The 19,616-nt window shown below is 65.0% G+C and carries 14 protein-coding genes; 9 read left to right on the forward strand and 5 right to left on the reverse strand.

The features are described from left to right. Positions 1-55: 55 nt before the first annotated feature. The gene (locus tag NH14_RS13280) at positions 56-706 is read right to left on the reverse strand and encodes a TetR family transcriptional regulator (protein ID WP_035532464.1); all 651 of its coding nucleotides are present in this window, start codon (positions 704-706) and stop codon (positions 56-58) included. Positions 707-1,138: 432 nt separating this feature from the next. Here NH14_RS13280 and NH14_RS13285 point away from each other — a divergent pair, with 432 nt between their 5' ends. The 3 genes from NH14_RS13285 to NH14_RS13295 are packed head-to-tail and all read left to right on the forward strand — an operon-like array spanning position 1,139 to position 7,220. After that, on the forward strand, positions 1,139-2,404 hold the full coding sequence (locus NH14_RS13285; protein WP_035532466.1) for an efflux RND transporter periplasmic adaptor subunit: 1,266 nt from the start codon (positions 1,139-1,141) through the stop codon (positions 2,402-2,404). A gap of 15 nt (positions 2,405-2,419) precedes the next feature. Continuing rightward, positions 2,420-5,665 carry an efflux RND transporter permease subunit gene (locus tag NH14_RS13290; RefSeq protein WP_035532469.1) on the forward strand — a complete coding sequence of 1,082 codons (3,246 nt, stop codon included), beginning with the start codon at positions 2,420-2,422 and terminating at the stop codon, positions 5,663-5,665. Between the two features lies 1 nt (position 5,666). Further along, positions 5,667-7,220, forward strand: coding sequence for an efflux transporter outer membrane subunit (locus tag NH14_RS13295; protein ID WP_035532472.1), 1,554 nt, complete (start codon positions 5,667-5,669; stop codon positions 7,218-7,220). Positions 7,221-7,535: 315 nt separating this feature from the next. Here the strand turns inward: NH14_RS13295 and NH14_RS13300 are convergent, their stop codons facing one another. Continuing rightward, positions 7,536-8,984: a nucleobase:cation symporter-2 family protein gene (locus tag NH14_RS13300; protein ID WP_168727145.1), complete on the reverse strand. Its 1,449-nt coding sequence runs from the start codon at positions 8,982-8,984 to the stop codon at positions 7,536-7,538. Positions 8,985-9,645: 661 nt separating this feature from the next. On the opposite strand from NH14_RS13300, the gene NH14_RS13305 reads away from it, so the two are divergent. Next, positions 9,646-11,193, forward strand: coding sequence for an FGGY family carbohydrate kinase (locus NH14_RS13305; protein WP_237179625.1), 1,548 nt, complete (start codon positions 9,646-9,648; stop codon positions 11,191-11,193). Positions 11,194-11,311: 118 nt separating this feature from the next. Then, positions 11,312-12,157, forward strand: a complete 846-nt coding sequence (gene fghA / locus NH14_RS13310; RefSeq protein WP_035521998.1) for an S-formylglutathione hydrolase — start codon at positions 11,312-11,314, stop codon at positions 12,155-12,157. Positions 12,158-12,176: 19 nt separating this feature from the next. Here fghA and NH14_RS13315 read toward each other — a convergent pair whose 3' ends face one another. From NH14_RS13315 to NH14_RS13325, 3 genes are all read right to left on the reverse strand, one after another. Then, entirely contained in the window at positions 12,177-12,959 is a 783-nt protein-coding gene (locus NH14_RS13315) for a metal ABC transporter permease (protein WP_035522001.1), read from the reverse strand. Further along, on the reverse strand, positions 12,952-13,929 hold the full coding sequence (locus NH14_RS13320; RefSeq protein WP_035522004.1) for an ABC transporter ATP-binding protein: 978 nt from the start codon (positions 13,927-13,929) through the stop codon (positions 12,952-12,954). The genes NH14_RS13315 and NH14_RS13320 overlap by 8 nt, the downstream gene beginning before the upstream one ends. A 100-nt stretch (positions 13,930-14,029) precedes the next feature. Further along, positions 14,030-14,917 (reverse strand): metal ABC transporter solute-binding protein, encoded by an 888-nt coding sequence (locus tag NH14_RS13325; RefSeq protein ID WP_035522878.1) that lies wholly within the window; start codon positions 14,915-14,917, stop codon positions 14,030-14,032. A gap of 455 nt (positions 14,918-15,372) precedes the next feature. On the opposite strand from NH14_RS13325, the gene NH14_RS13330 reads away from it, so the two are divergent. The 4 genes from NH14_RS13330 to NH14_RS13345 all read left to right on the forward strand — a co-directional run bounded on the left by NH14_RS13330 (position 15,373) and on the right by NH14_RS13345 (position 19,587). After that, complete coding sequence (locus tag NH14_RS13330) at positions 15,373-16,176, forward strand: L-iditol 2-dehydrogenase (RefSeq protein WP_035522007.1); 804 nt, start codon at positions 15,373-15,375, stop codon at positions 16,174-16,176. A 122-nt stretch (positions 16,177-16,298) separates the two neighbouring features. Further along, positions 16,299-17,633, forward strand: coding sequence for an ABC transporter substrate-binding protein (locus NH14_RS13335; RefSeq protein WP_035522010.1), 1,335 nt, complete (start codon positions 16,299-16,301; stop codon positions 17,631-17,633). Positions 17,634-17,758: 125 nt separating this feature from the next. Next, the gene (locus NH14_RS13340; RefSeq protein ID WP_035522013.1) at positions 17,759-18,700 is read left to right on the forward strand and encodes a carbohydrate ABC transporter permease; all 942 of its coding nucleotides are present in this window, start codon (positions 17,759-17,761) and stop codon (positions 18,698-18,700) included. After that, positions 18,697-19,587, forward strand: a complete 891-nt coding sequence (locus NH14_RS13345) for a carbohydrate ABC transporter permease (protein ID WP_035522015.1) — start codon at positions 18,697-18,699, stop codon at positions 19,585-19,587. Before NH14_RS13340 ends, NH14_RS13345 begins: the two co-directional genes overlap by 4 nt. The last annotated feature ends 29 nt before the right edge of the window (positions 19,588-19,616 follow it).

Genomic DNA, 19,616 nt, shown 5'->3' on the forward strand with positions numbered 1-19,616 from the left:
CCGGCAGGGCGGGGCAGCACGCTCTCGCGGGCCGCACCGTCTGGACGGCGGCCCGCTATTCCTTCGCCGCCGGCTCGACGCGCAGCGCCGGGCTGTAGCGCAGCGCATCGAGCATGGCCTCGACGTGCCGCTCCGCGTTGTGCGCCACGTCAAACATGTCGGGCAGGATCGCCATGTCGTGCAGCGCCCCGGTGATGAACGAGTGCAGCACGCGCGTCGCGCGCGGGGCGTCGAGACTGGCGGGCAGCTGCCCCTTGGACATCGCGTTGCGCAAACCTTCCTCGATGCGCTCGAGGCCCTCGCGCATATTGCCCTGATGGCGCGCCATGACAGGGCCCATTTCCTCCACGAACTCGCACTTCAGAAACAGGATCTCGAAGACACGCCGGCGCTTCGCGTCGGTGGCGGTGTCGCGCAGGCACAGCACGCACAGGTCCTTGATGCGCCCGAGAGGGTCGGGCTCGTCCGGGTCGACCGTGGCCGCTTTCATCTCGTCGAGCGGCAGCACCACGCGGTCGAACATGGCGTTGAAGAGATCGCCTTTGTTCTCGAAATGCCAGTAGATTGCCCCGCGCGTGACGCCGGCTGCCTGGGCGATGTCGGCAAGCGAGCTGCGCGACACGCCTTTTTCGAAAAAAACCTGTTCGGCAGCGTCGAGAATGCGGTTGCGCGTCTCCAGCGCTTCCTCTTTGGTGCGTCGGACCATGAAAGGCTACTGCTCAGTATGTGGGTTATCAGGGTAAGAAAGCATATAAGAGCCGGATCAGCAATGTATTAATTTGTAATACGCACGCCGTGCGCCGAACGCTCTTGTGCAGTCCCGGGATCGGAACGATTTGTTCTTATACATTCATTCGCGAATGTATCTATAATACCACCCCACCACCTGGATAACTCAAGAATTGATGTCCGGTTAATATCCGTCACTGGCCACCAGTCGTACAAACCCCAGTGCGCGCCGTTTGCTTACATTGCGCGCCCAAGTCGCCCGGACGGATGTCGCAAACCGGTATCGCGCCATTCCTGAAACACCGGGTTATCCGTCAGGTATTGCAGATGCTGGCGTGTGCCGCTGTTCTTCCTCACGAAGGAAGAACGCCACGCGCTTTTATTGTCAGTTATAGACAGAGGTTGCTCCATGCGCGTCGAACGGGTTCCATTCCGCCTAATCACCTTCGCGACGGCTGCCGTAGTGCTCGCAGCGTGCGGGCAAAAAAATTCCGCGCCGCCGCCCCAAACTCCCGAAGTAGGCGTGGTTGCCGTCCAACCTGCGTCCGTGCCGGTCGTGACCGAACTGCCGGGCCGCACCAATGCCTTCCTCGTCGCGCAGGTGCGCGCGCGGGTCGACGGCATCGTGCTGCGCCGCGAATTCACCGAGGGCTCGGTCGTGAAGGCGGGCCAGCGCCTGTACAAGATCGATCCGGCGCCGTACATCGCCACCCTCAATAACGCCAAGGCTGCGCTCGCGAAGGCGAAGGCGAATCTCGTCACGCAGAACGCACTCGTCGCGCGCTACAAGGTGCTCGTCGCGGCCAACGCGGTCAGCAAGCAGGATTACGACAACGCCGTGGCCGCGCAAGGCCAGGCGCAGGCCGATGTCGATGCGGGCAAGGCCGCGGTCGACACCGCGCAGATCAACCTCGGCTACACCGATGTGGTCTCGCCGATCACCGGCAAGGTCGGCATCTCGCAGGTCACGCCGGGCGCCTACGTGCAGGCGAGCCAGGCGACGCTGATGTCCACCGTGCAGCAAATGGACCCGGTGTACGTGGACCTCACGCAGTCGAGCCTCGACGGCCTGAAGCTGCGCCGCGCCATCGAAGCGGGGCGCCTGAAGACCAACGGCCCCGACGCGGCCAAGGTCTCGCTCGTGCTCGAAGACGGCCGCACCTACTCGCAGCAGGGCAAGCTCCAGTTCACCGACGTCACGGTCGACCAGGCCACCGGCTCGGTCACGATCCGCGCGCTTTTCCCGAACCCCGACCGCGTGCTGCTGCCGGGCATGTTCGTGCGCGCGCGCATCGACGAAGGCACCAATGAGCACGCGTTCCTCGTGCCGCAGGTCGGCGTACAGCACGACCAGAAGGGCCAGGCCACGGTGCTGCTCGTCGACAAGGACAACAAGGTCGTGCCGCACGTCATCGTCACGTCGGGCACGCAGGGCCAGGACTGGATCGTCGAAAGCGGTCTGAATGCGGGCGACCGCGTGATCGTGCAGGGCACCGAGAAAGTCCGTCCGGGCGCAACCGTGAAGGCGGTCGAGGCGCATCTGCCGCCGCCGCCGCCGCCGGGCGCGCCTTCAGCGGATCAGGCGACGGCTGGGGGTCTCGCGGGCGCGAGCGGCGCTTCGGGCGCATCGGCGGCTCACGCTGCATCCGCACCCGCTGCCTCCGCTGCGCAATAACAGGGAGCCTGCTTCATGGCAAAGTTCTTCATTGATCGCCCGATTTTTGCGTGGGTGATCGCCATCATCCTGATGCTGGCGGGCGTGGCGTCGGTGTTCACGCTGCCGGTCGCCCAGTATCCGACCATCGCGCCGCCGTCCATCCAGATCAGCGCGAACTATCCGGGCGCATCGGCCAAGACGGTGGAAAACACGGTCACGCAGGTGATCGAGCAGCAGATGAGCGGTCTCGACCACCTGCTGTATATCTCGTCGACTTCCGATGACTCGGGCACGGCCACCATCACGCTGACGTTCGCCGCGGGCACCAATCCGGACATCGCGCAGGTGCAGGTGCAGAACAAGCTGCAACTCGCCACGCCGATCCTGCCGCAGGTGGTGCAGCAACTCGGCATCAGCGTGACGAAGTCGAGCAGCAGCTTCTTGCTCGTGCTCGCGTTCGTGTCCGAAGACGGCAGCATGACCAAGTACGACCTCGCGAACTATGTTGCGTCTAACGTGAAGGACCCGATCAGCCGTATCGACGGCGTGGGTACGGTCACCCTGTTCGGCTCGCAGTACGCGATGCGCGTGTGGCTCGATCCTCACAAGCTCATCAACTTCAGCCTCACGCCAAGCGACGTGACGGCCGCGATCACCGCGCAGAACGTGCAGATCGCGGGCGGCCAGCTAGGCGGCACGCCAGCGGTGGCGGGGCAGTCTTTCCAGGCGACCATTACCGAAGCGACGTTGCTGCAAACGCCAGAGCAGTTCGGCAACATTTTGCTGAAGGTGAATCAGGACGGCTCGCAGGTGCGCCTGAAGGACGTGGCGCGCATCACGCTGGGCGGCGAAAACTATAACTTCGACACGAAGTACAACGGTGCGCCGACCGCGGGCCTCGGCATTCAGCTCGCCACGGGCGCCAACGCGCTGCAAACCGCGAAGCTCGTGCGCCAGAAGATCGACGACCTCTCGAAGTACTTCCCGCACGGCCTCGTCGTGAAGTACCCGTACGACACCACGCCGTTCGTTCGCCTGTCGATCGAGGAAGTGATCAAGACGCTGCTGGAAGGCATCGTGCTGGTGTTCCTCGTGATGTACCTGTTCCTGCAGAACCTGCGCGCGACGCTGATTCCGACGATCGCGGTGCCGGTGGTGCTGCTCGGTACGTTCGCGATCATGGCGATGGTGGGCTTCTCCATCAACACGCTCTCCATGTTCGGCCTCGTGCTCGCCATCGGTCTGCTGGTGGACGACGCGATCGTGGTCGTGGAAAACGTCGAGCGGGTGATGGTGGAAGAGGGGCTGGGGCCAAAGGAAGCGACCCGCAAGGCGATGGGCCAGATCACCGGCGCACTCGTGGGCGTGGCGCTCGTGCTTTCCGCCGTGTTCGTGCCGGTGGCGTTCTCGGGCGGCTCGGTGGGCGCCATTTACCGGCAGTTCTCGCTCACGATCGTGGCGGCGATGGTGCTGTCCGTGCTCGTCGCGCTGATTCTCACGCCGGCGCTGTGCGCGACCATCCTCAAGCCGATTCCGAAGGGCCATCACGAACAGAAGAAGGGCTTCTTCGGCTGGTTCAACCGCACTTTCGAGAAGAGCCGCGACAAGTATCACAGCGGCGTGTACCACGTCATCAAGCGCTCGGGCCGCTGGCTCATCATCTATCTCGCGCTGATCGTCGCGGTCGGGCTGCTGTTCGTGCGTCTGCCGAAGTCGTTCCTGCCCGATGAAGACCAGGGCACGATGTTCGTGATTGTGCAGACGCCCTCGGGCTCGACCCAGGAAACCACGGCGCGCACTCTCGCCAACATCCAGAACTGGCTGCTCAAGGACGAAGGCAGCATCGTTGAGTCGACCTTCACCGTGAACGGCTTCAGCTTCGCGGGCCGCGGCCAGAACTCGGGTCTCGTGTTCGTGCGTCTGAAGGACTATAAGGAGCGTCAGCACGCGGACCAGAAGGTCCAGGCGCTGGTGCGCCGCATGTACGGTCACTTCGCGGGCTACAAGGACGCGATGATCTTCCCCGTGAATCCGCCTTCGATTCCGGAACTCGGCACGGCGTCGGGCTTCGACTTCGAGCTGCAGGATCGCGGCGGCGTCGGCCACGAGAAGCTGATGGAAGCGCGCAACATGCTGCTCGGCATGGCTGCGAAGGACCCGTCGCTTGCGCTCGTGCGTCCGAACGGCCTGAACGACACGCCGCAGTTCAAGGTGGATATCGACCGCGAGAAGGCTAATGCGCTCGGCGTGACGTCGGCGGCGGTGGACCAGACCTTCTCGGTCGCGTGGGCGTCCGCGTACGTGAACAACTTCCTCGACACCGACGGCCGTATCAAGAAGGTGTATGCGATGGCCGACGCGCCGTTCCGCATGAACCCGGAAGACCTCGGTCTCTGGTACGTGCGCAACAGCTCGGGCGGGATGGTGCCGTTCTCGTCGTTCGCAAGCGGCCACTGGACCTACGGTTCGCCGAAGCTGGAGCGTTACAACGGTATCTCGGCGATGGAAATCCAGGGTCAGGCGGGTCCGGGCAAGTCGACGGGCCAGGCCATGACGGCCATGGAGCAGATCGCGGCGAAGCTGCCCGCGGGCATCGGCTACGAATGGACGGGCCTGTCGTTCCAGGAAATCCAGTCGGGTTCGCAGGCGCCGATTCTCTATGGCATCTCGATCCTCGTCGTGTTTCTGTGTCTCGCGGCGCTCTACGAGAGCTGGTCGATTCCGTTCGCGGTCATCATGGTGGTGCCGCTCGGCGTGCTCGGCGCGCTGCTCGCGGTGACGCTGCGCGGCCTCGAAAACGACGTGTTCTTCCAGGTGGGTCTGCTGACCACCGTGGGTCTTTCGGCGAAAAACGCGATTCTGATCGTGGAGTTCGCGCGCGATCTCCAGGCCGAAGGGAAGATCGGACCGATCGAGGCGGCGCTCGAAGCTTCACGACTGCGTCTGCGACCGATTCTGATGACCTCGATGGCGTTCATTCTCGGCGTGCTGCCACTCGCGATCAGTAACGGCGCGGGCTCGGCATCGCAGCACGCGATCGGCACGGGCGTGATCGGCGGGATGATCACCGCGACGTTCCTCGCGATCTTCATGATCCCGATGTTCTTCGTCGTGATCCGCGCGAAGTTCGCCGGCGAGAAGGAAGACGCCGACACCGCGCTTGCGCACTACGAAGAGCACCACGCGCACGACCATGACGACGAGAACGGCGGCAATGGCGGCAGCGGTGGCGGCAATGGCGGCGGTAATGGCCAGGGCCAGGGCAAGGAAGGACATTGAGATGCAAAAACTATCCGTAATTGCAACGGCCGCCGCTGCGGTGGTCGCTGCGCTTCTGGCGGGTTGCACGATGGAGCCGCACTATCAGCGGCCGGACGCGCCGGTGTCGCAGGACTTCCCGCAGGGCGGCGTCTACGCGACGCAACCCGGCGCGACCGGCAACAGCGGCCAGCCTGGCCGCAGCGCCAACGGCGTTGCAGCCACCGACATCGGCTGGCGCGACTTCTTCGTCGACCCGCGCCTGCAGCAACTGGTCCAGATCGCGTTGAAGAACAACCGCGACCTGCGCGTCTCGGTGCTCAACGTCGAGGCGGCGCGCGCGCAGTATCAGATCACGCGCTCCGCGCTGTTCCCGGCCATCGACGGCGTAGCCTCGGAAAGCCGCACGCGCGTGCCTAACGCGCTGCTGTCCTCGCCCCGGCAACCGAACCCGTCCAGCGTGTACAACGTGGGCTTGCAGGCGTCGTGGGAAATCGACTTCTGGGGGCGTATCCGGAGCCTGAAGGACCAGGCGCTGGCGCAATACCTGTCGACGGCGCAGGCGCGCAAGGCGGCGGAGATCTCGCTCGTCTCGCAGGTCGCCGACCAGTACCTGACAATGCTCGCCGACGACGACCTGCTCAAGGTCACGCAGGAGACGCTGAAAACGGCGCAGGATTCGTACAACATCACGAAGGCGCAGTTCGACACTGGCACCGGCACCGAGCTCGACGTGCGCCAGGCTCAGACAGTGGTCGAGAATGCGCAGGCCGATCTACAGTCGCAAATGCGCGCTCGCGCGCAGGCCGAGAACGCTCTCGTGTTGCTGATTGGCGAGCCGCTGCCGGCGGATCTGCCGCAAGGCTTGCCGCTCGACAACCAGAACCTGCTGGCCGACATTCCGGAGGGCTTGCCGTCTGACCTGCTCACGCGGCGTCCGGACATCATGGAGGCCGAGCAGAACCTGCTCGCGGCGAACGCCAATATCGGTGCGGCGCGCGCGGCGTTCTTCCCGAAGGTTTCGCTCACGGCGGCGTTCGGTACCGAAAGCCTCTCGCTCGGCGGGCTCTTCAAGGCGGGCACGGCGGCGTGGAGTTTCGCGCCGCAGATCACGATGCCGATCTTCGAAGGCGGCGCGAACATCGCGAACCTGGACCTCGCGCATGTCCAGAAGCGCATCGAGATCGCCAACTACGAGAAGGCGATTCAGTCGGCGTTCCGCGAAGTGGCCGATGGTCTCGCCGCGCGGGGCACCTATGATCAGCAGATCCAGGCGCTCCAGCGCAGCACCTTCGCGAACCAGCGCGGGCTCGACCTTTCGGAGCTGCGCTACAAGAACGGCGTGGACAGCTATCTGCCTGTGCTGGCCGCGCAGACCAGCCTGTACTCGGCGCAGCGCTCGCTTGTGGCTGCGCGGCTCGCGCGGGAGACCAACCTCGTCGATCTGTACCGCGCGCTGGGCGGCGGCTGGATCGAGCACGCGGGCGAGACGCCGCGTCCGGCCGATGCGCCGGTCGATTACGGTGCGGCCAGCGCACCGGTGGCGGCTTCGGCGCCGGCGGCAACGGCGGGTTAGCGACGCGAACATGGACCGCGTTCTACGCGGTTCAGTGCGGTTCAGTGCGGTTCAAACGACAAAAGCCACGGGAGACCGTGGCTTTTTTTCGAGCGCGTTCTTAATGTTTGGGCAGTCGGCAGTGAGGCCGCAAGCGCGTTAGGGCGATAGGGTGGGGCGCCCTCCATACCACTGGGCCACTGCCCCGCGTATCGGGCGACAACGCGCCCTCAAACAAAAAAGGCGTCACGGTTTCCCGTGACGCCAAACCAGCAAAAGGCCCCGGCACGCGTGTCTGCGTGGCTATCACCCGGCCGAGGCGCCTCTCGCGTCGACTCAGTGTGCTGCCGTGCGCGGCATGCCTTGTCCTGCTTCCGTCGAGCCTTGCCCGGCTTCGTTCGACTGGGTGCCGTCGAAGTCGTGGCCGACCTGGTGGATGTCGTGTTCTGCAGCTGCTTCGCTCTTTGCGCCGTTGAAAATCAGGTTCAGGACCACGGCCGAAACCGAGGCGAGCAGAATGCCGCTATGCAGCAGCGGCGAGAGCGCCGGCGGCAGTTGCGCGAAGAACTTCGGCGAGACCACCGGCACGAGACCGAAGCCCACGCTCACAGCGACGATGAAGAGGTTGTGGTGGTTCTTCACGAAGTCGACCTTCGAGAGCACCTTGATGCCGTTCGCGGCCACCATGCCGAACATCACGAGGCCCGCGCCGCCCAGCACGAACGGAGGCACCGAAGCCACGACCTGCGCCATCTTCGGGAACAGGCCGAGCGCCACCAGAATCACGCCGCCCGTTGCACACACAAAACGGCTCTTCACGCCCGTCACGCCGATGAGGCCCACGTTCTGCGAGAACGAGGTGTGCGGGAACGAGTTGAAGATGCCGCCGATCATCGTGCCCAGACCGTCGACGCGCAGACCGCGCACCAGCGTTGCCTGGTCGACCGGACGATCCACCATGTCGCCCACGGCGAGGAACATGCCCGTCGATTCGATGAAGGTCACGAACATCACGATCACCATCGTTGCGATCGGCAGGATGTGGAACTGCGGCAGGCCGAAGTGGAACGGCATCACGAAGCCCATCCACTGTGCGTGCGACACGCCATCGAGGTTCACGCGGCCAAGCGCCATCGCAATCGCGAAACCCGCCACGATGCCGAGCAGCACCGAGATGTTGGCGATGAAGCCGCGACCGAACTTGTTGATGAGGAGAATCAGCATCAGCACGACGAGCGACAGGCCCAGGTAGACCGGGTCACCGTAGTTCGGGTTGCCGACGCCGCCGGCTGCCCAGTTGATGCCCACTTCCATGAGCGAGAGGCCGATTACCGCGATCACCGTGCCCACCACGACAGGCGGGAAGAATCGCAGCAGCTTGCCGATCATCGGTGAGATCACGATGCCTATTGCGCCCGCGGCAATCGTCGAGCCGAAGATGTCGAGAATGCCCAGCGAGGGATTCGTGCCGATGGCGATCATCGGGCCGACCGAGGCAAACGTACAGCCCATGATGACGGGTAGGCGAATACCGAAGATCCAGAGGCCAAGCGTCTGGATCAGTGTTGCGATGCCGCATGCGAACAGATCGGCGCTGATGAGGAACGCCACCTGGTCTTTCGGCAGTCCGACGGCGCCGCCGACGATGAGCGGCACGGCCACTGCACCCGCATACATCACGAGAACGTGCTGAATTCCGAGCGTGAGAAGCTGGCCGAACGGCAGGCGCTCGTCTACCGGGTGAACCTGGCTTCGAGCCTGGGTTTGAGTACCCTGGGATTGCATGTCGTCTCTCTCCGTCTTTGGTTTCAAAATATGGCCTCCAAGGTATTCGCGACGAAAAGAAGCAGCAAGACCACTGGGGACTATTCCGTGCTTTCCGGGGGTGATATGCGGATGGCGCGCGCGGATCCTCATATCAGGGTACGATCAGACTATATGGAAGCTGGCGCAAGCCTACAGGACGATGCTGCGGCGCATTGTATGAGTACACATGCGACGTTCTGACGCAGCGTTAGACCCGGTTTTCAGGTGGTTTCAGGCGTTAGTCGCTATTGCGCCGCTTTGCGCGGGATGAGTATGGGGCTCGCGCAGTCGCCCATGAAGGGGCGATGTCGGGTGAAAACAGGTCCCGGTCGGACCGGAAATATATGGTCAACCCTTTATGATCTATATTTCGCTTTTCGCATGTGCCACATTTCGCATGCCGCAAAAGGCCCCCGGGTTAACCCGCGAATGCACGCAAACTGGGTCATTTCGAGTTGCCTGCGAAACTCTCCGCGAGACCACCGATTTGTCCTCTCCAGCGCCGTTCGCGACCCAGTCTCCGAGCATGAATTTCGCGCTGTCATCATGCGCTTTTTTATCGTTTTTTACTGCTGTCGCGGCTCGTCGTGTTCGATGAGCAGCGCGCGCCAATCCTGATTATGTTTCCCGGTCATTTCGCATGAACGCTATGCAGTCGCGCTTTCTCGGTATCGATCTCGGTACCGGTTCGCTCAAAGTCGCCATCGTCGATGAAGCGGGGGCCGAGCGTGCCGCGGCCAGCGCCGCGTATGCGCTGGAGATGCCGCAGCCCGGCTGGGCCGAGATCGATGTCGAGCGGTGGTGGGACGCGCTCGTGCTGGCATGCGGGCGTCTGCCCGGCGCCGAGCGCGCGAGGGTTCGCGCGATTGGCTTCTCCGGTCAGATGCATGGCGTCGTGCCGACCGATGCAGCAGGCCATGCCCTGCGTTGCGCCATGCTATGGCCCGACACGCGGGCGCGCGCATCGCTCGATGCTTGGCCCGATGCATTGCACGATAGCGCCGCGAATCCACCGCCGAATCCGGTCGCGCCCGGCATGGCGGGGCCGTTGCTTTCCTGGCTGACGCTGCACGAGCGCGCGACGGCCGACGCCACGCGCTGGGCGTTGCAGCCGAAGGACTGGCTGCGCGTGCGGCTCGCGGGTTCGGCGAATGCGGCGGCCGGAGCCTTCGTGGCCGATCCATCCGATGCCTGCGCGACCGCGCTTGCCGCGCCCGACGGGGCGTGGGATTTTGCGCTGATCGAGCGGCTGGGCTTGCCGGCGCGCTGGTTCGCGCCGCTTGCGCCATCGGCAGCGGCTAGCGGCACGCTATGCGCGGACGCCGCGCGCGCCCTCGGCCTGCCTGCAGGCGTCGTGCTTGCGGCGGGCGCCGGGGACACGCCGTGCGCCGTGCTCGGCAGCGGCCTGCGCGAAGACGGCGACGCGCTGCTGACCACGGGCACGGGTGGCCAGATCGTCGTCACATCGAGCGTCGAGCCGCCTGCCCGGCGCGGCCTGCATCGCTATCGGTCGGCGAGCGGCGGATGGTATGCGATGGCCGCGATGCAAAACGTGGGCGTGGCGCTCGAAGCGGCGCGCGGCTGGCTGTCCTGCGATTGGGCCACGGCTTATGCGGAGGCCTTTGCAGCGCAGCCCTCGCAGACGCTTGCCTTTCTGCCGTACCTGAGCGGCGAGCGCTCGCCGTGGCTCGATCCCGAGGCGCGCGGCGGCTGGCTCGGCGCGGGCCTGGGCGACACGCGCGGCGTGCTCATGCGCGCCGCGTTCGAAGGCGTGGCGTTTGCGTTGCGCGCGGGGCTCGACGCGTTGCGCGGCGCGCCGTTGCACGCGGCTCACGCGATCAGTGCAGCCGACGTTGATAGCCTCACCGATGTCGAAAGCGCGGCTGCGCCGATCACCGTGCTCAAGCTTGCGGGCGGCGGCTCCGTCGACGCGCGCTGGCGTCAATTGCTCGCCGACGTGCTGGGCGCGCGGCTCGATGCGATCGACTGCCCGAATGCGGCCGCGCGCGGCGCGGCGCTGCTGGGCGGCGTCGCCTGCGGGCATTGGCGCATGGACGAGCTCGCGGCGCTCGCGCCCGCCGCGACCTGCGTGGTGCAGCCGCGTGCCGACGCCGCGCTCGCGCAGCGCTACGCGCGCTTCATCGATCTGTATGGCCGCGTGCGCACATGGTTTGCGCCGAAGCCGTAACAGGCCGCGCGGTTCCCTTCGTGCCGAATCGCACAGGAAAGGTAAGATCGGCATCGACCTGATGAAGAAGGGCGAATCGATTCGCCCGGTTGTCCAATCCCAATAGCGAGGGCTAGAGATGCTGGACCAGATTGAAGAGCACGCTTGTTATGGCGGCGTGCAGCGCATCTACAAACACGATTCGAAAACGATCGGCCTGCCGATGCGCTTTTCGGTGTATTTGCCGCCCCAGGCGCGCGAGCGCAAGGTGCCGGGGCTGTTTTATCTGGCGGGCCTGACTTGCACTGAAGAGACTTTCCCGATCAAGGCGGGCGCGCAGCGCTTCGCCGCGCAGCACGGCATCGCGCTGATCGCGCCTGATACGAGCCCGCGCGGCGCGAACGTGCCTGGTGAAGCCGAGGCTTGGGACTTCGGCGTGGGCGCGGGTTTCTACGTCGACGCCACGCGCGAGCCGTGGTCGAAGCACTGGCGCATGTACTCGTATGTGCGCGACGAACTGCGTGAGGCCGTGACGGCGAACCTGCCCGTGGACGGCGCGCGGCTCGGCATCTTCGGTCATTCGATGGGCGGGCATGGCGCGTTGATGCTCGCGCTGCGCAACCCCGATATCTATCGTTCGGTGTCGGCGTTCGCGCCGATCGCGGCGCCTACGCGCTGCCCGTGGGGCGAGAAAGCGTTCTCCGGCTATCTGGGCGACGACCGCGAGGCCTGGAAGCAGTACGACGCAAGCGAACTGGTGGGCAAGGCCGCGCATAAATTCGAAGCCGGCATCCTCGTCGATCAGGGCATGGCCGACTCGTTCTTGCCGAACCAGTTAAACCCGGATGTGTTCGAAGCCGCGTGCAAGGCGGCGGGGCAGCCGCTCACGCTGCGCCGTCACGAAGGCTACGATCACGGCTACTTCTTCATCCAGAGTTTTATCGAGGACCATCTGGCGCATCACGCGCGGGTGCTCGCAAAGTAACGCACCCCCCGCCGTACGCTTAACGCCGGCCCATCAGGCTCGCGCCGTAGACAAGCGCCGCGAGCGCGGTGATCCAGAAGCTCGTCGGCCAGTCGGTGTAGTAGGCGAGCGTCACGCCGATCCATGCCTGCGCGAGCGCAAGCAAGGCGGCGAGCGTGAGGCCCGCCGAAAGACGCGTGGTGAGATTCTGCGCGGCGGCGGCGGGCCCTACCATCAGCGTGAAGACGAGCAGCACGCCCACGATCTGCGTGCATGCGGCCACGGCCAGCGCGGCGATGGCGAGGAACAGCACCGAGACGAGTCGCAGCGATACGCCCTTGGCCTCGGCCAGTTCCGGTTGCAGCGAGGCGAACAGCAGCGGCCGCATGATGGCCGCGAGCGCGGCGAGACTCGCCACGGCCAGCGCGGCGAGCACGCCGAGCGTGTCGCGGCCCACGCCGAGCACGTTGCCGAAAAGCAGCGCCGTGACCTGGGTGGCGAACGACGTGAAGTAGTGCAGGAACAGCAGGCCGAAGCCGAGCGCGAGCGACAGGACCACGCCGATGGCCACGTCGCGGCCTGCGAGCTTTTCGCCGAGCGCGCCCATCGACACGCCCGCGGCGAGCGTGAAACCCACCATCCCCCAGATCGGCGAGATGCCGAGCAGCACCGCGCCCGTGGCGCCCGTGAAGCCGACGTGCGAGAGCGCATGGCCCGCGAAGGTTTGCCCGCGCATCACCAGGAAGTAGCCGACGATGCCCGCGAGCACCGCGACAATGCCCGACGCCGCGAAGGCGTTCACCATGAAATCGTATTCAAGCATCGTGGGTATGGCCGTGGGCGTTGTTGTCGTTGTTGCCGTGATCGGGGTGACCGTGATGGCCGTGTGCGTGGCCATGGTCGTGATCGTGTTCATGCTCGTGGTCGTGCTTCTCGACCTCGACGTCGCCCGACATCACGAAGATGCGGCCCTTCATGCGCATCACTTCGATAGGCGAGCCATAGAGCCGCGAGAGCACCGGCGCGGTGATCACTTCGTCCACGCTGCCGAGCGCCGCCACGCCGTTGCCGAGATAGAGCACGCGGTCGAGCGAGTTCAGCAGCGGATTGAGTTCGTGGGCCGAGAACAGCACCGCGATGCCGAGTTCGCGCTGCACGCGGCGCACCAGTTCGACCACGCCGCGCTGGTGATGCGGGTCGAGGCTGATGAGCGGCTCGTCGAGCAGCAGCAGCTTCGGGTCGCCGAGCAGGCACTGCGCGAGCAGCAGGCGCTGGCGCTCGCCGCCGGACAGCTCGGAGAGCGGTCGGTCGGCGAGTTTCTCCGCGCCCACGAGTTCGAGCACGCGCGCGACGTCGGCGCGCGTGGCCGCGTCGGCGCGCGGAAGGCCCCAGCGATGGCCGTCGGCGGCCATCGCCACGAAATCGCGTCCGCGCACGCGGCGGCTGGCGAGCGCGGTGCGCGTCTGCGGCATGTAGCCGATCTTCGGATTGCCGCGCGCCACGGGTTCGCCGAGCACGCGAATCGCGCCGTGCGCGGCCGGCACGAGGCCGAGAATCGCGCGCATCATCGTGGTCTTGCCCGCGCCGTTCGGCCCCAGCACGCCGATGAATTCGCCCTGGTTCACCGCGAAGTTGGCATTGCGCAGGATCGTGCGCTCGCCGAGCGTGAGCGTCACGCCCGCGAGCGTGAGCACCGGCTGCGCCGCACGGTGTCCGTGGTGCGCGTGATGCCCGGCGGCGGGCGCTGCGTGCGCCGACGCGTGTACGTGAGGGGAGGGCGCGGCCTCGGTCATCGCTTCTGTTCCCTGCTGTCGATAGTGTTGTAGTGCGTTATGGGGGGCGCTGCCAGTATGGCTTGGACATCGCAGCTCGTGCATCGCCGCCGCGATGGTCTTACTTTTGCGCGAGGGCCTTTGCCAGCGCGTCGAGCTGCCCAAGCATCCATTGCTGGAAGTCCACGCCGGCGGGCTGCGTCTCGGTCACGCTCAGCGCCGGCACCTTCGATTGCTGCGCGAGGCCCAGCATGCGCCGCGTGAGCGTTTCCGTCGCCTGGCTGTTGTAGATCAGCACGCGCACGCGGCGCTCGCGCAGGTCGCGCTCGAAGGCCGCGATATCCGATGCGCTGGCCTCGGTATCGTTCATTGCCGCCATCTGGAAGCGCAGGTTGCGCATGTCGAGGCCGATAGCGTCCGACATGTAGCCGAACACCGGCTCGGTTGCCGTCACCGGCTGGCCCTTGTACTGCGCGCGCAGCGCGGCGACCTTGTCGTCGATCGGCTTGAGCGAGCCCAGAAAAGCCGCAAGATTGGCATCGTACACGCTCTTGTGCGCCGGGTCCGCCGCGCCGAGTGCGGCGCTCACGGCGCGCGCGACGGCGGGCATCGTGCGCGGGTCGTACCAGAGGTGCGGATTGTCGCCGGCTTTCTTGCCGACCAGATCTGCCGCCACGACGATCGCGCGCTGGCCGCTCCCGCTGCTCGATGCGGCGAGCAGTTTGGTCATCCACGGATCGTAGTCGGCGCCGTTGTAGACCACGAGGCGCGCGTGCTGCAGTGCGCGCGCGGTCTTCGGGCTCGCCTCGAAGAGATGCGGATCCTGGTCCGGGTTGCTCAGAATGCTCGTCACGCTCACGTATGCGCCGCCGATCTGCTTGACGACGCCGCCGTAGAAGTTTTCCGCCGCCACGACGGGCAGCGCCGCGCCCGGGGCGTCCGCCGCCTGGGCGGTTGCGCCCGGGCCTAGCAGCGCGCCGAGCACGAGGCATGCCGCCATGGCCGGCATGGCGGCGCGCTTGAGCGCGGCAGCGGCTTGGGCGAGCCGGCCGGGCAGGCGCACAGTGCGTACAGACATGAGGCCTGCGGCGGTGATAGCGGACATGGTCCTATCCTTGAACGAGGCGTGAGAACGTGGCTTGAGTGGTGTTCGAGCGAAATCGCGGCGCGCCTGGAAGAGGCAAATTTCCGTTAAGACGCGATGATATAACGTATCACATTGGTTGGCGAGACAGCTTTCCGACCTCCTCTTGGCGATCCGCACTCGGGCAGACGCGCCAAATGCGCTCGCGCCGGTAAGCAGCTCGTTGCGCGCCGCACCATCGAAAACTCAAGCGAATCGCGTATGTCCGCCTTGACATGGGCGCGTCCGTCGCCGATCATTCGATCACCAACAGAGCAAATGCTCGAATTTCGAGCGATAGTTCGCATGGTGGTTCCGCGGACGCAAATGGAGACAACCCCGTGGCACATTCCGCGCATCCGGCGGCAGGACGTTTGCAGGACAAGGTCGCTGTGCTTACCGGCGCAGCAAGCGGCATTGGCGAGGCCGTCGCGCGGCGCTATCTGGACGAGGGCGCGCGTTGCGTGCTGGTCGACGTGAAGCCCGCCGACGCCATCGCGCCCGCGCTGGCTACCGAGTTTCCCGAACGCGTGCTGGCCCTCAGCGCGGACGTCACGCGCCGCGAGGACATCGAGCGTATCGTGGTGGACGCGCTCGGGCGCTTTGGCCGCATCGATATCCTCTTCAACAATGCGGCGCTGTTCGACATGCGCCCGCTGCTCGACGAATCCTGGGACATCTATGACCGCCTCTTCGCCGTGAATGTGAAGGGCATGTTCTTTCTGATGCAGGCAGTGGCGCGCCGCATGGTCGAGCAGGGGCAGGGCGGCAAGATCATCAACATGTCGTCGCAAGCGGGCCGGCGCGGCGAGGCACTCGTTTCGCACTACTGTGCAACCAAGGCGGCGGTGCTGAGCTACACGCAGTCGGCGGCGCTCGCGCTGGCGCCGCACAAGATCAACGTGAACGGCATCGCGCCGGGGGTGGTCGACACGCCGATGTGGGATCAGGTTGACGCGCTCTTCGCGCGCTACGAAAACCGCCCGCTGGGCGAGAAGAAGCGGCTGGTGGGTGAGGAAGTACCGCTTGGCCGCATGGGCGTGCCCGGTGATCTCACGGGCGCCGCGCTCTTTCTCGCCTCGGCCGACGCCGATTACATCACCGCCCAGACCCTCAATGTGGACGGCGGAAACTGGATGAGCTGAACGCGGCTCCGGTGCGTTCCGGCGGCTTCAACCCATGCAGCACGACACGCGGTTTCGAACCATGCGGTTTAGAGCCACGCGGTTTAGAACATAACGCAGCCAACAAGGAAGGAGACAACGTCATGAAACCAGCTATACGGTGCGCCGCCAGGCGCCTCGCGCACGCAACGAGCGCGCTCGCCCTCGTCGCCGCGGCGGGCGCCGCGCACGCGCAGACCGTCACGATCGCGATGTTGAACAACCCGGACATGCTCGAGCTGAAGAAGCTCTCGCCGGCCTTCGAGAAGGCCAATCCGGGCATCAAGCTGAACTGGGTGATCCTCGAGGAAAACGTGCTGCGCCAGCGCGCCACGACTGACATCACGACCAATAGCGGCCAGTTCGACGTGATGATGATCGGTACCTACGAGGCGCCGCAATGGGGCAAGCGCGGCTGGCTCGCGCCCATGACAAACCTGAGCGCCGACTACGACCTGAACGATGTCGTGAAGACGGCGCGCGACGGTCTCTCGTATAACGGCACGCTGTACGCACTGCCGTTCTACGTCGAAAGCTCGATGACGTACTACCGCAAGGACTTGTTCGCGGCAAAGGGCCTGACGATGCCCGATCAGCCGACCTACGACCAGATCAAGACCTTCGCCGACAAGCTGAACGACCCGTCCAAGGGCACCTACGGCATCTGCCTGCGCGGCAAGGCGGGCTGGGGCGAGAACATGGCTTACGTGACCACGGTGGTGAACACCTTCGGCGGCCGCTGGTTCGACGAAAAATGGCACGCGCAGTTGACCTCTCCCGAGTGGAAGAAGGCGGTCAGCTTCTATGTCGATCTGCTGAAGAAGGACGGTCCGCCGGGAGCGAGTTCGAACGGCTTCAACGAGAACCTCACGCTGATGTCATCCGGCAAGTGCGCGATGTGGATCGATGCCACGGTCGCGGCCGGGATCCTCTATAACAAGCAGCAATCGCAGGTGGCCGACAAGATCGGCTTCGCGGCGGCGCCGACCCAGGCGACGCCGAACGGCTCGCACTGGCTGTGGTCGTGGGCGCTGGCGGTGCCGAAATCGTCGAAGTCGCAGGACGCCGCGAGGAAGTTCATCGAGTGGTCCACCTCGAAGCAATATATCGAACTGGTTGCGAAGGACGAGGGCTGGGCCTCGGTGCCATCGGGCACGCGCGTCTCGACGTACCAGAACCCCGAGTACAAGAAGGCCGCGCCGTTCTCGGACTTCGTGCTGAAGGCGATTCAGAGCGCAGACCCGACTCACCCGAGCGCCAAGCCAGTTCCGTACACGGGCGTCCAGTTCGTCGGGATTCCTGAGTTCCAATCGTTCGGCACGGTCGTGGGCCAGAGCATCGCCGGCGCCGTGGCGGGCCAGATGAGCGTCGATCAGGCGCTCGCCGCCGGCAACGCCGCCGCCGACCGCGCCGTGAAGCAGGCCGGCTATCAGAAATAAGCGCAGAAGCAAGCGCGGAAGTAAGCGTAGGGCGCGCTGGCCCGCACGGCACGGCGCGCCTCTCGCGAAGCCAATGTGGCGGCGTCGTGCCCTGAGCCGCCGCGCAACAGAGAAGGGTGGTCCTCATGCGTCATCTCCATCTTCCCATGCCCATATTCAATCGAGCGCGAGTACCCCAGCCGCAACGCGTAGAGACGCGCCGTTCGGCGTCGCGCTGGCTGGTTTCACCTTCCGTCGCCGTCCTGCTGTTGTGGATGACGATTCCGCTCGCGATGACGATCTGGTATTCGTTCACGCGATACAACCTGCTCAATCCCGATCTCAAGGGCTTCGCGGGCATCGACAACTACACGTTTCTCGTCACTGACCCGTCGTTCTGGCCGTCGATCCTGCATACGGTCGAACTGATCGTGGCGGTGCTCGTGATCACCGTGGTCGGCGGCGTGCTGATGGCGGTGCTGTTCGACCGCAAGTTCGTAGGGCAAGGGGTGGCGCGCCTCTTTGCCATTGCGCCATTCTTCGTGATGCCGACGGTTTCCGCGCTGATCTGGAAGAACATGATCCTGCATCCGGTGTATGGCCTCGTGGCGATCGCGATGCGCGCGCTGGGCATGACGCCGATCGACTGGTTCGCCGACTACCCGCTCACCGCGGTCGTCATGATCGTGGCGTGGCAATGGCTGCCGTTTGCGTTCCTCATTCTGTTCACGGCGATCCAGTCGCTCGACCAGGAGCAGAAGGAGGCCGCGCGCATCGACGGCGCGGGCGCGATCGCGATGTTCTTCTACATCACGCTGCCGCACCTGCGCCGCGCAATAGCCGTGGTGGTGATGATGGAAAGCATCTTCCTGCTCTCGATTTTCGCGGAGATCTACACGACCACGAGCGGCGGTCCCGGCAACGCGACCACCAACCTCACTTACCTGATCTACTCGATGGGCCTGCAGCAGTTCGACGTGGGCATTGCGTCCGCAGGCGGCATTCTCGCCGTCGTGCTCGCGAACATCGTGTCGTTCTTCCTCGTGCGCATGCTCGCGCGCAACCTCAAAGGGGAGTACGAAAAATGAGCCAAGTTACTGCATCGCCCGTTCATGCGCCGAAGTTGCCAAATGAGTCGCCGCACGCGGTAAAGCGTTCCTCGCCGCTCCAGTTCATCGGCCGCATGGCGCCTGGGCTGCTCGCATGGATCATCGCGCTCGCGCTGTTCTTCCCGATCTTCTGGATGACGATCACGGCGTTCAAGACCGAGCAGCAAGCGTATATTCCGTCGCTGTTCTTCATGCCGACGTTCGACAGCTTCCGCGAGGTCTTCGCGCGCAGCAACTACTTCGCGTTCGCATGGAACTCGGTGCTGATCTCGGCAGGCGTGACGGTCGTCTGCCTGATTCTTGCCGTGCCGGCTGCCTACGCGATGGCGTTCTTCCCGAACCGGCGCACTCAGGGGATTCTGCTGTGGATGCTGTCCACCAAGATGATGCCCTCGGTGGGCGTGCTCGTGCCGATCTACCTGCTGTGGAAGAACTCCGGGCTGCTCGACACCGTGAGCGGGCTCGTGATCGTCTACACGCTCATCAATTTGCCGATCGCGGTGTGGATGGCCTACACGTATTTCAATGAGATTCCGAAGGACATCCTCGAGGCCGGGCGCATGGACGGCGCGGCCACCTGGCAGGAGATCGTTTATCTGCTCATGCCGATGTCGGTTCCGGGGCTCGCGTCCACCGCGCTTCTTTTGATCATTCTTTCGTGGAACGAAGCGTTCTGGAGCATCAATCTATCGAGTTCCAATGCGGCGCCGCTTACCGTGTTTATCGCCTCGTATTCGAGCCCGGAGGGCTTGTTCTGGGCGAAGCTCTCGGCGGCTTCGCTGCTGGCGGTGGCGCCCGTGCTGATCGTCGGCTGGCTCTCGCAGAAGCAGCTCGTGCGCGGGCTTACGTTCGGCGCGGTCAAGTAGGCGACACAAACAAGCGACACAAACAAGCG

It is taken from the genome of Paraburkholderia sacchari, from assembly GCF_000785435.2.
GTDB classification, from domain to species: Bacteria; Pseudomonadota; Gammaproteobacteria; order Burkholderiales; family Burkholderiaceae; genus Paraburkholderia; species Paraburkholderia sacchari.